This is a genomic window from Streptomyces sp. NPDC003691 (genome assembly GCF_053981115.1).
This window is the reverse complement of sequence record NZ_JBSFNQ010000091.1, coordinates 1-11,966: the sequence shown is the minus strand read 5'-3', so window position 1 is coordinate 11,966 and position 11,966 is coordinate 1. Positions and strand designations below refer to the sequence as shown.

Annotated in this window: 5 protein-coding genes; all 5 read right to left on the bottom strand. The window is 73.3% G+C overall.

What is annotated here, in order from left to right; genetic code table 11:
* Positions 1 to 111: 111 nt before the first annotated feature.
* Positions 112 to 879, bottom strand: a complete 768-nt coding sequence (locus ACWDR0_RS29235; RefSeq protein ID WP_456354800.1) for a thioesterase II family protein — start codon at positions 877 to 879, stop codon at positions 112 to 114.
* A gap of 43 nt (positions 880 to 922) precedes the next feature.
* Positions 923 to 2,257, bottom strand: coding sequence for a lysine N(6)-hydroxylase/L-ornithine N(5)-oxygenase family protein (locus ACWDR0_RS29230; RefSeq protein WP_456354799.1), 1,335 nt, complete (start codon positions 2,255 to 2,257; stop codon positions 923 to 925).
* 253 nt (positions 2,258 to 2,510) lie between these two features.
* Positions 2,511 to 5,798 carry an AMP-binding protein gene (locus ACWDR0_RS29225; protein ID WP_456354798.1) on the bottom strand — a complete coding sequence of 1,096 codons (3,288 nt, stop codon included), beginning with the start codon at positions 5,796 to 5,798 and terminating at the stop codon, positions 2,511 to 2,513.
* Between the two features lie 191 nt (positions 5,799 to 5,989).
* On the bottom strand, positions 5,990 to 9,106 hold the full coding sequence (locus ACWDR0_RS29220) for a type I polyketide synthase (RefSeq protein WP_456354797.1): 3,117 nt from the start codon (positions 9,104 to 9,106) through the stop codon (positions 5,990 to 5,992).
* Between the two features lies 1 nt (position 9,107).
* Positions 9,108 to 11,966, bottom strand: a 2,859-nt coding sequence (locus ACWDR0_RS29215; protein WP_456354796.1) for an SDR family NAD(P)-dependent oxidoreductase, incomplete at its 5' end; no start/stop codon positions are given.

Here is an 11,966-nt window from a genome sequence, read left to right as displayed (position 1 = left end):
CGTCTTCGATTGCCCGGATCCGCATCGCGAGCGTAGCACGGCCGTCTTCCGAGAATAACTACCGGAGCGATATGCGCTGTTCCTTTGGGCCGAATACGGCAGGACCTCCGGTCAAGGAGTCCTGGTACGCGACTTGATATCGTCCAGGACTTTACTCAGATCCGTCAGCAGTGCATTCTCCTCCGCCCGGAGGTAGAAGTGTCCGCCGGGCAGCACGAGGAGCCGGAACGTGTCATGGGTGAGCTCCGCCCAGCGGCCCATCTGTTCCGGCGTCACCTCGGAATCCCGGTCGCCGGTGTAGCCGTAGACCGGGCAGTCGAGCAGCGGCCGGTGACCACCGGAGTAGTCGTCCACCAGGTGGTAGTCCGCCCGGACCGCGGGGAGCACGATCTCGCGCAGGTCGGGGTCGGCGAAGACCGCGGCGCGGTTCGCGTCGAAGCCGACCACATGGGCAATGATCTCCTCGTCCGTGCCGGAGATCATCTGACGGCCGGCCAGGGCGTGCGTCGGCCGTCTGCCGGATACGCACAGGGCGGCGGGCGGACGGCCCCGTTCCTGGAAGCGCAGGGCCACCTCGTGGGCCACCGAAGCCCCCATGCTGTGGCCGAAGAGCACCAGCCGGTGCCGGGTCAGTTCGCCGAGCGCTTCGGCGATCTCGTCCGCCAGGGCTTCCAGCCGGGGCGGGAAGGCGTCGTCGAACCGGTCCTCCCGGCCCGGGTAGCGGACGGCGAGTACTCCGGTGTCCGAGGGCAGCCCGGCGGACCAGGTGCGGTAGGCGCTCGCGCCGCCGCCCGCGGCGGGGAAGCAGACAAGCTTGGTCCCGCACTCGTCGTCGTCGCGGTACCGGCGCAGCCACCGGTCCTCCGCCGGACCGCTCATCGGGATGCTCCCTCTCGTCGCCGGACGGCCTGGTCGGCGCCGGTCATGCGATGTCTCCCCCGGTCCCGGCGAGGACGGTGCCCGCGGCGGCCGCCGCGGCACGCCGCCCGATGATGGAGTCGGCGATCTCGCCGCTGCGCACCGCGATGTTGGACAGCAACGAGGAGCTGAGCCCGTGGGTGTGCTCGGTGCCGCCCTGGAGGTAGATGCCGCACCGGGTCCCGGGGGCGGTGACGATGCGGTAGTCCCGTTCCACCCGGTAGCGGCCCGCCTCGTCGCGCAGGCAGAGCGGGTCCAGGTCGCCGAGCAGGCCGGCCGGCTCCATCGCGTCGTAGCCGGTGGCGCAGACGAGGAGGTCGACGGAGAGTTCCCGCGGTCCGGCGTCGGGGCCGCCCTGCAGGGAGACCCGGGTCTCCGTACCGACCCGCTTGACGCCGGTGACCGTGGTCAGGTTGAGGAGTTGGAGCCGTCGGACGCCGCGTACGTCGTCCTCGTACGACCTGCGGTACAGCTCCCTGATCACATCGCCGTCGACGACCGAGTAGTTGGTGTTGCGGTGGTAGCGCCAGAAGGCGTTCCGGGTCTGCTCGGTGCCGAAGTAGTAGTCGTCGACCGCTCCGGGGTCGAAGATCCGGTTGGCGAAGGGGGTGTCGTCGGCGACCGAGTACCCGTAGGAGGGGACCACCGCGTACACCTCCGCGTGCGGCAGTTCGTCGTACAGGAACCGGGCGATCTCCGCGGCGCTCTGGCCGGCGCCGGCCACCGCGACCCGGCGCAGCTCGCCGGGGTCCGTCCGGCGGTACCGCTCCAGGAACTCCGAGCTGTGCCAGACCCGCTCGTCGCGCTCGGTCTCCGCGGGCATGCTCGGCACCAGCCCGGTGGAGACCACCACATTGCGCGTCTCGACCCGGCGGACGTTCCCGCGGGCGTCCGCCACCTCCAGCCGGAGCCGGTCCGGGAAGGCACCGGGCGAGCGCCGGACCGAGGTCACCTCGGTGCCGTACGCGACCCGGTCGGCCACCCGCTCCTGCGCCCACTCCAGGTACTGGTGGAACTCCTGGCGGGTGGGGAAGAAGTCCTGGTTGTTGACGAACCCCGGGAGCCGCCCGGAGGCGTGCAGATAGGCGATGAAACTGAAACTGGACGTCGGATTGCGGAAGGTGACCAGGTCCTTGAGAAAGGATATCTGCATGGTCGCCGACGGCAGCAGCATGTTGCGATGCCAGCCGAAGGCGGGCTGCCGTTCGAAGAAGACCGCATTGATCTCATTCTCCGGAGCAGTCGCCGCATGTTCTTCCAGGGCGATGGCGAGCGACAGGTTGGACGGACCGAACCCAATGCCGACCACGTCGTACATCTCGTTTTCACGATTCCGCATAGAGAATTCTCCCGCTGGCATGGCTGCATGGTGCACGGTCATCTTCAACCGGTGGTCTTCCCTTTCGACTGCGACCTATGTCCGGGCGATACGGCATTTCCGCCGGAGAGCGCGGCCAACGTAGACCCGGCGCGGCGGGCCGTTCAAGTGCACGGCACTTCGCGGTCGAGGTGAACCGGGTACCGGCGGGTCCGCCCGGACGATGCATTCGTGTCCTGTCGGCGGGACAGGATCCGGGGGAAACCGACCGGATTCACGGTCCGGCGGCGTCCGCCGCCGGGACGGGCCGCGCTCCGGCGATTTCACCGTCCTTCGTCCTTCTGCGCAGCACGGGCCGGCTCGACCGCGCGAGGTCCCGGTGCCGGTCCGACAGTCCGGCGACGGTACGTGCCGCGAACAGGGTCCGGATGGAGACCTCCAGGCCCAGCTCCGCCCGGATCAGGCCGACCAGCCTGATGGCCCGCAGGGAGTTGCCGCCGAGGTCGAAGAAGTCCTCGTCGATACCGATCCGGTCCACTTCGAGAACCTCGGCGAAGGCATCGGACAGCACTTGCTCGACGCGGTGGCGGGGCGCCCGGTACCGGCGCCCGCCGTCGAACGAGGGAACGGGCAGGGCCGCCCGGTCCAGTCGGCCGCCCGCCGTCACGGGCAGCCGGTCCACCGGGACGACCAGCGACGGCACCTTGAACTCCGGCAGCCGTTCCGCGGCGAACCTGCGCACGTCGTCGGCGAGGGCGTCGCCGGGATCCCGGCCGCCGGCCGGGACCACATGGGCCACGAGCCGCGGCCGGCCGGAGGCGTCCGCCGCGGCGGTCACCACGGAGCGGGCCAGCCCGGGATGCCCGGCCAGCATCTCCTCGATCTCGGCGGGCTCGATCCGCTCCCCGTGGATCTCCGGCCGGGCACCGGCCCGGCCCACGTACTCCAGCAGGCCGTCGGCGCGCCTGCGCACCCGGTCCCCGGTCCGGTACATCAGCCCGCCGGGGGCGCCGAACGGACAGGCGACGAACCGCTCCGCGGTCGCGCCGGGCCGTCCGGGGCGGCCGCGTGCCACGCCGGGCCCGGCCGCGTAGAGCTCGCCGGTCACGCCGGTGGGGACCGGGGCCAGGCCCGGTCCGAGCACATGGAGGGCGGTGTGGTCCACCGGCCGGCCGACGGTACCCGCCGGGTGCGCCGGACCGTCCCGGTCCGGACGGTGGGCGGCGGCGAACACGGTAGTCTCCACCGGGCCGTGGCCGCTGACGACGGTCAGTCCGGGGCAGGCCTCCCGTACGCGCCGTACCGCGGCGGCGGGAACGCGGTCGCCCCCGGTCCAGACCTCGCGCAGTCCGGAGAGGCATCCGGGGCGTTCCGCGGCGACGGCGGCGAACAGGCCGGCGGGCAGCCAGGCCGCGGAGACGGGTTCCGCCGCGATCAGCCCGGCCAGCGCTTCGGCGTCCGGTTCGCCCGGCGGCGCCACCAGCACGGTGCCGCCGTTGAGCAGGGGCAGCCAGACCTCCGGGAGGAATCCGTCGGAGGTGTGCGGCGAATGCCACAGGACCGTGCCGCGGCCGCTCTCGCGCCACTGGCTGTCCAGGGCGAACCGCTCCAGGTTCCGGTGGGTGACGGCCACCCGGGTGGCCTCTTCGGTGCCGTGCAGTACGGCCAGCAGGCCGTCCGGGTGCGGCGGCCCCGGGACCTCCGCGGCGCCACCGGCATCGGGGCCGGCGGCCGGATCGATGCCGCCGAAGAGCACCACCGGGACCTCCGGTCCGGCGAGGAGCGGTGCCGCCGCCGGGGTGTCGGTGATCAGCAGCGCGGCCGCGGCGTCCCCGGGGGGTCCGGCTGCCGGACCCGCCGGATCCCCCCGCGGCGGTGCCGGGTCGACCGGGAGATACGCCCCGCCCGCCCGCACCACCGCGAGAACCGCGACGACCAGGTCGACCGAGCGGGGCATGGCGACCGCCACGACCACCTCGGGGCCGACCCCGTACTGCCGCCGGAGCACTCCGGCCAGGCGGCCGGACCGCTCGTCGAGTTCCCGGTAGGAGACGGCCGAGCCGCCGGAGACCAGCGCGGCCGCCTCGGGGCACCGCGCCGCGCTGCGGGCGAACAGCTCGGGCACCGTCAGCCCCGGCAGGGGCGGGCCGGTGTCGTCCCCGGCCCCTGCCCGCCGGCTCCGTTCCGCGCCCCCGGCCGGATCCAGCGCTCCGACGGGCCGGGAGCCGGTGGCCGTGAGCGTACGGATGCAGTCGATCAGCTCCTCGCCGACGAAGCGCAGCTCGGCGCGCGAGTAGAGGCCCCCCGGGGCGTCGAGCCGGACGAACAGGTCGCTGTCGGCGCTCCCGTCGGTGTAGACGCCGACCGACAGCTCGTCGAAGGCCCCGGTCGTCCCGCCCAGATGACGGGCCGGCAGGCCGGCGAAGGAGAGCTCTTCGGCGAACCCGACGACGTTGAGGACGACACCGAAACCACCGCGGCCGCTGGGCGCGGTTCCGGCCGCCCGCTGGATGTCCGAGTAGTGGCAGGACGTATGGCCGGAGATCTCGTACGTCTCGTCGACGACGGCGTCGGCGATCTCCTCGAAGGTGGCTCCGAGCGGTACCGCCGCGCGCACCGGGACCACGTTCACCGCCAGCGCCGGTGTACGGCCTGCCTCGCCGGTCCGGTTGGCCACGGCGAGGGAGAGCAGGAACTCCGGCTGGTCGCACCGGTGTCTGAGATATACGGCGGCGGCCGCCGTCAGCAGCGACGACATCCATACGCCCATCGACTTCGCGCTCTCGGTCCACCGGTCCGCCTCGGCCCGCGGCACGGTCAGGGTCCGGCTCACCATGCCGATGGCCTCGGCCAGTTCCGACCAGCGGTCGGCGCGGCCCACCGGTTCGGAGAGTGCGGATTCCATGGTGTCCGAGAGGGCGATGCCGGGCACCCGGGCGGGGGGCGGGGCGTCCGCGAGATAGTCCCGCCAGAACTCCGTGTCGTCCGCGAACTCCGGGGACGCGAGGTATCGTGCGGCCTCGGCCGCGGGCGACGCGGCGTCCCAGGGGTGCGGCGGATCCGGTACGGGCCCGCCGGCCGCCAGCGCCGTGTACACCTCGGCGAGGCGCCGGGAGAACAGGCCCCCGGCGCCGTATCCGTCCGAGACCAGATGGTGGTAGGCGATGACCACGAGGGAGCGGGCCTCGCCGAGCCGGATCATGCCCAGCCGCAGCAGCAGGTCCTTCTCCAGGTCGAACGGGCGCCCGATCAGCTCGGCCAGGGCCTCTCTGGCGGCCTGCTCGGGGTCCGGGGCCGCGGCGAAGTCCAGGAAGAAGGGGCGCCAGTCGCCCGGTTCCCGCGGGACCTGGCGCAGTTCTCCCCGGTCGTCGGCGAAATTGACCCGCAGTACCTCCGCCTCGTCCAGTACCCGGCGAAAGGCGGATTCCATGACCACGGGGTCCGGTTCGCCGTCCACATCCCAGAGGATCAGGGCATGGTTCAGTATTTCGGGAGTCATTTTCTGCGCCAGCCAGAGGCCTTTCTGCGCAGACGACGTACCGAGCGGACTCACACGGATCATCTCCTCGGCGAACAGGCCCGGGAAAAGGCGAATTTCAGTAGATCATTTCCACCTTCACAGGTGCGGTACGGGCGGTCAAGACACTGCCGGACCGGACCGGAAGGGAGCCGGGCGCGGACCGGGGAACGCCGTTGTCCCGTCGACGGGACGGTCCCGCGGAACCGGGAAGCGTCCGGTGCGGCACGGTGCGTTCAGCCCGGCTCGCGCCGCCCCATGGAGGCGGTGAGGAATCCGGCGACCCGTCTCGGTGACGGGTATCGCAGCACCAGGTTCGCCCGCAGCCCGACACCGGTCGACGCGGCCAGGCGTTTACTCAGCTCCGCCGAGAGCAGTGAGTCGAATCCGAGGTCCTTGAAGTCCCGGTCGGGGTCGATACCGTCCGCCGAGGGGTGTCCGAGCACGATCGCGACCCGCTCGACGACATGGTCCAGGACCAGGGCCTCCGCCTGGTCACCGGGGAGGGCGGCGACCCGGTCCGCCAGGGGTACGGCCGGTTCGCCGGAGTCCGGCGGCCCGGGCGGGAGCACCTGCGCCGTCACCGCCGTACGGGCGGAGTCCAGCCAGTACCTCCGGTGCTGGAACGCGTAGGTCGGCAGCTCCGTCCCGCGGCGTTCCCCGAACACGGCGCCCCAGTCCACGGTCCCGCCGGCGACATGCAGCCGGGCCAGCGAACCGAGCACCGCCCCGGCCTCCTCGCGGTCCCGCCGGGACGACGACAGCACCACCGCGTCGTCGACGTCTTCGAGCACCTCCTGCACCGGGACGGTCAGCACGGGATGGGGGCTCATCTCGATGAAGACCCGGTGGCCCCCGGCCGCCAGCCGCCGGACGGAGGATTCGAAGAGGACTTTCTCCCGCAGATTTTTGTACCAGTACTCGGCGTTCAGCCCCGCGGTGTCGACAAATTCTCCGTGCAGCGTCGAGCAGAAGGGCAGTTCCGATGTCTTCGGACGGATACCGGAAAGCTGTCCGAGCACCCGCTCGCGGACCCGGCTCACCTGATCGGAATGGGAGGCGTACTCCACGGATATCCGCCGGGTCCGGACACCTTCCGCGGTCATTTTCGCGATGAACTCGCCGAGAGCCTCCCGTTCCCCGGAAACCACCACCGAACGGGGTCCGTTGACGACGGCGACACTCAGCCGGCCGTGCCACGGGACGAGACGGTCCGCCACGAGATCCGCGGATGCCTCGACGGACACCATCCCGCCGTGACCGATCAGCTCCGTCAGGGCCTTGCTGCGCAGCGCCACGATCCGGCCGGCGTCCCGCAGCGAGAGGGCGCCGCAGACCTGGGCGGCGGCGATCTCGCCCTGGCTGTGCCCCACCACCGCGGCCGGTTCCACGCCCCAGGACCGCCACAGCGCCGCCAGGGACACCATCACCGAGAACAGCGCGGGCTGCACCACGTCCACGCGTTCCAGCGGAGGGGCCCCCGCGGCGCCGTGCACCACGTCGAGCAGCGACCAGTCCGTCCATTCGCCCAGCGCGGCCGCGCATGCGTCGAGACGGCGGGCGAAGACCGGGAAGGTGTCGTAGAGCTGCCGTCCCATACCGGCCCACTGCGAGCCCTGTCCGGGGAACATGAAGACCGTGCCGCCGAGTTCGGCGGCGACACCGCTCTCGACCGCGGCGGACTCCGTCCCCCGGCCGAGCGCCGCCAGTCCGCCGAGCAGTTCGTCCCGGCCGCGGCCCAGGACCACCGCACGGTGCTCGAACCGCGTCCGGGCCGACACCAGGGACCAGCCGAGGTCCGCGGGATCCGTGTCCGGCCGGGCCAGTACGTACGCGTGCAGCCGGGCCGCCTGGTCCGCCAGGGCCGCCGGGCCGCGGCCCGAGACCACCCAGGGCAGCAGCCGGCCCGGGGCCGACGGGTCCGCGGCGGGCCCGTCGGCGGGTTCCGCGGGCGGTGCCTCCTCCAGAATCACATGCGCGTTGGTGCCGCTGACCCCGAAGGACGACACCCCGGCCCGCCGGGGACCGTGCGACCGCGTCCACTCGCGCCCTTCCACCAGCAGTTCGACCGCCCCCGGCGACCAGTCCACATGGCGCGAGGGAACCTCCGCGTGCAGGGTTTTCGGGAGGAAGCCGTGGCGCATGGCCATCACCGTCTTGATGACCCCGGCGACCCCGGCCGCGGCCTGGGCGTGTCCGATGTTCGACTTCAGGGAGCCCAGCCGGAGCGGCCGGCCGGGGTCCCGGTCCCGCCCGTAGACCGCGAACAGGGCACCCGCCTCGATGGGATCGCCCAGCACGGTCCCGGTGCCGTGTGCCTCCACCGCGTCGACCTCGGCGGCGGCGACGCCGGCGGTCGCCAGCGCGGCGCGGATCACCTTCTCCTGGGCGGGCCCGCTGGGGGCGGTCAGCCCGTTGCTGGCGCCGTCCTGGTTCATCGCCGAGCCGCGTACGACGGCCAGTACGGGACGGCCGTGGCGACGGGCGTCGGAGAGCCGCTCCAGCAGCAGCACCCCCACCCCCTCGGCCCAGCCGGTGCCGGCGGCGCCGTCCGCGAAGGACCGGCAGCGGCCGTCGGGCGCCAGACCGCGCTGCCGGGAGAACTCCACGAAGACGGCGGGCGTCGACATCACCGACACGCCGCCCGCCAGCGCGAGCGAGCACTCGCCCGCGCGCAGCGACCGCACCGCCAGGTGCAGGGCCACCAGCGACGAGGAGCACGCCGTGTCCACCGAGAGCGCGGGCCCGGTCAGTCCGAGCTGGTAGGCGACCCGGCCGGACGCGACGCTCGGCGCGCTGCCGTGCAGCAGATAGCCCTCCAGCTCGTTCGTGTCGCCCAGGAAGCGCGCCCCGTACTCGGCGGAGCTGATTCCGGTGAACACGCCGGTATCGGACCCGCGGACCGACGCGGGCACGATGCCCGCCCGTTCGAAAACCTCCCACGACGTCTCCAGCAGCAGCCGGTGCTGCGGGTCGACCGCCAGGGCCTCGCGCGGGCTGATGCCGAAGAAGTCCGCGTCGAAGTCCGCCGCGCCGGCCAGAAAGCCGCCGTGCCGTACGTAGGAACTGCCGGCGCTGTCGGGGTCCGGGTCGTACACGTCCGGCCAGCCGCGATCGGCGGGAAACCCGGTCACGGCGTCGACGCCGTCGCGGACCAGGTCCCACAGGTCCTCCGGGGACGCCACCCCGCCCGGATAGCGGCACGCCATGGCGACCACGGCGATCGGTTCGCCGCGGCCCGCCCTCAGTTCGTCGTTCTCCTGCCGGAGCCGGTCCCGTTCCTGCAGCACCGTACGGAGGGCCCGTTCGATCCGGTCCCGGCCGTCCGCCGGAGGCTCGGCGGAGGTCTCCATATCACTCCCCCCTCTCGTCCAGGGCCAGATCGACCAGTGCGTCGAGGTTCAGCTCCGCCAGTACGCCTTCGGTGGCGCCGCCGTCCGGGTCCGGTACGCCGGGGGGCGGCGGGGACCGATCCGGCCGGGGTTCGGCGCAGGCCAGGACCTGGTCCAGGAGGCCCGCGCTGCGCAGCCGGGCGACCGGGACGGTCCGCAGAATCTCCCTGATCTCCGCGTCGTCGCCGGCCGGGCCCGGTTCCGGCCGCAGCCGGGCGAGGACGTACGTACTCAGCTCGCGCGGGGTCGGGTAGCTGAAGACGAGGGTCGACGGCAGCCGCAAGCCGGTGGACGAAGCCAGCCGGTTGCACAGTTCGACCGAGGTCAGCGAGTCGAATCCGAGATGGGTGAAGGCCCGGTCGGGTTCGACGGACGCGGCGGAGGCGTGCCCGAGCACCACGGCGGCCTGGTCGCGGACCGTATCCAGGACGGCCGCGGCGGCCTCGTCCTCCGGCAGCCGGGACACCCGTTCCGGCAGCCCGGGGCGGCCGGTTCCGCCGGACGCGTCCGGTGCGCTCCGGCGCGGGCGGCCGCCGTCCGCCAGCTCCCGGAGCAGCGCGGGTACCTCGTCGCCGGTCCGGTTCCGCAGCACGGCGAGGTCTAGGCGGGCGGGAACGAGTACGGGTTTGCCGTTCGCACACGCCGCGTCGAACAGGGCGAGGGCCTCGGCAGCCGGCATCGCGGCGATGCCCAGCCGCCGGACCCGCGCGAGGTCGGTGGGGTCCAGCTGCCCGGTCATCCCGCTGGGCTGCTGCCACCAGCCCCAGCACAGGGCGGTGCCGGCCAGACCGGCGGCCCTGCGGCGGGCGGCGAGACCGTCCAGGAACGTGTTGGCCGCCGCGTAGTTCGCCTGCCCCGCGGTGCCGAGCGTGCCGGCCAGCGCGGAGAAGAGGACGAACGCCGACAGCGGGCGCCCGCGGGTCAGTTCGTGGAGGTGGAGCGCACCGCCCGCCTTCACCCGCAGTACCCGGTCGAGGTCGTCCCCGGTCAGCGAATCGACGGTGCCGTCCGCCAAGACCCCCGCCGCGTGCACGACGGCCGTGAGCGGGTATCCGGGGGGCATCTCCGCGAGCAGTTCCGCCACGGCGGCCCGGTCGGCCACGTCGCACGCCACGACCCGGACGGTCGCTCCCGCTGCCGCCAGCTCCGCGGCCAGTTCACGGGCGCCCCCGGCCGCCGGACCCCGGCGGCCGGCCAGCACCAGGCTGCGTACCCCGTGTTCGGCGACCAGATGCCGCGCGACCAGCGAGCCCACTCCCCCGGTCCCCCCGGTGACCAGGACGGTTCCGCCGCCGAACCCGCTGCCCAGATCAAAGACGATCTTCCCGGTGTGGCGGCCGCGGCTCATCTCGCGGAACGCCCCGCGGGCGTCGCGGACGGGGTGGACGGTGACCGGTCCCAGCCGGAGCCGCCCGTCGGCGAAGAGCTCCATGACGGCCCGGAGCATCCCGGCGATCGCGTCGGGGCCCGCCTCGTAGAGGTCGAAGGCCCGGTAGACGACCCCGGGGTGCTCTTCGGCCACCTTCCCGGGGTCCCGGACGTCGGTCTTGCCCATCTCGATGAAATCGCCGCCCCGGGGCAGCAGGGTCAGCGAGGCGTCGACGAACCCGTGCGCCAGGGAGTTCAGTACGACGTCCACACCGCGGCCGCCGGAGGATTCCAGGAACCGTTCGGCGAATCCGAGATCCCGCGAGGACGCCAGGTGCTCGTCGTCGAGTCCGAGGGCGCGCAGGGCGGGCCATTTGGCCGGGCTCGCGGTGGCGTACACCTCGGCGCCGAGGTGCCGGGCCAGTTGCACGGCGGCCATCCCGACACCGCCCGCGGCGGCATGGACGAGGATCCGCTGCCCCTTCCGGAGCCGGGCCAGGCGGCACAGGGCGTAGTAGGCGGTGAGGTGGGCGCCCGGTACGGACGCCGCCTCGGCGTGGCTCCAGTCCCCGGGCACGGGGACGAGCAGCCGCCGGTCGGCGACGGCGACCCGGCCGAAGGCGCCCGGGAAGAGACCGGTCACCCGGTCGCCCGGGGCGAGACCGGTGACATCGTCCGCGATCTCCAGCACGGTTCCGGCGCCCTCACTGCCGATCCCGTCGTCGAAAGCCGTACGCTCCACCAGGCCCAGGGCCATCGTGACATCCCGGAAGTTGAGCCCCGCGGCCTCGACGGCGATCCGGACCTGGCCGCTCGTCAGGGGCGCCGTCACCTCGGGACAGGGCACCCAGGTCAGGTTCTCCAGGGTCCCGCGGACCGGGATGCCCAGCCGGTGGGCGCCGGGGCCCGGCGGCCCGATCCGGTGGTCCGGGGGCCCGGCCTGCGCCAGCCGGGGGACGAGGGATACGCCGTCGCGGAGGGCGAGCTGATCGTCGGCGAGGGCGAAGGTACCGGCGAGGCGCGCCCAGGACGCCTGCTCGTCGTCGAGGTCCACCAGCCGGATCCGGCCGGGGTGCTCGCGCTGCGCGGACCGCACCAGACCCTGGACCGAGGCCCCGGCGAGGCTTCCGGGCGGCTCTCCGGAACCGGTGTCGGACGCCAGCCGGGTGAGCACCACCAGGGTGCAGCCGTCCGCCCGGTCCGCCGCGAGGAACTCCCGGATCCGGTCCAGGACACGGGCGGCCGCGCCGCGGACCGCGGCGTACGTACCGGGGCCGGTGCCGGTGCCGGAATCACCGTCGGCATCGGCTTCGGTGAAGCCGTCGGGGCAGAGCACGATATGCCGAGGGGGCTCCCCGGCGAGGACCTCGTCCAGCGACGTACCGGCGAAGGGGTGCTCGCCGCCCGTCCGCAGAAGCCGGGCGGCCGTACCGTCCGGGGCCCCGAGCACGGC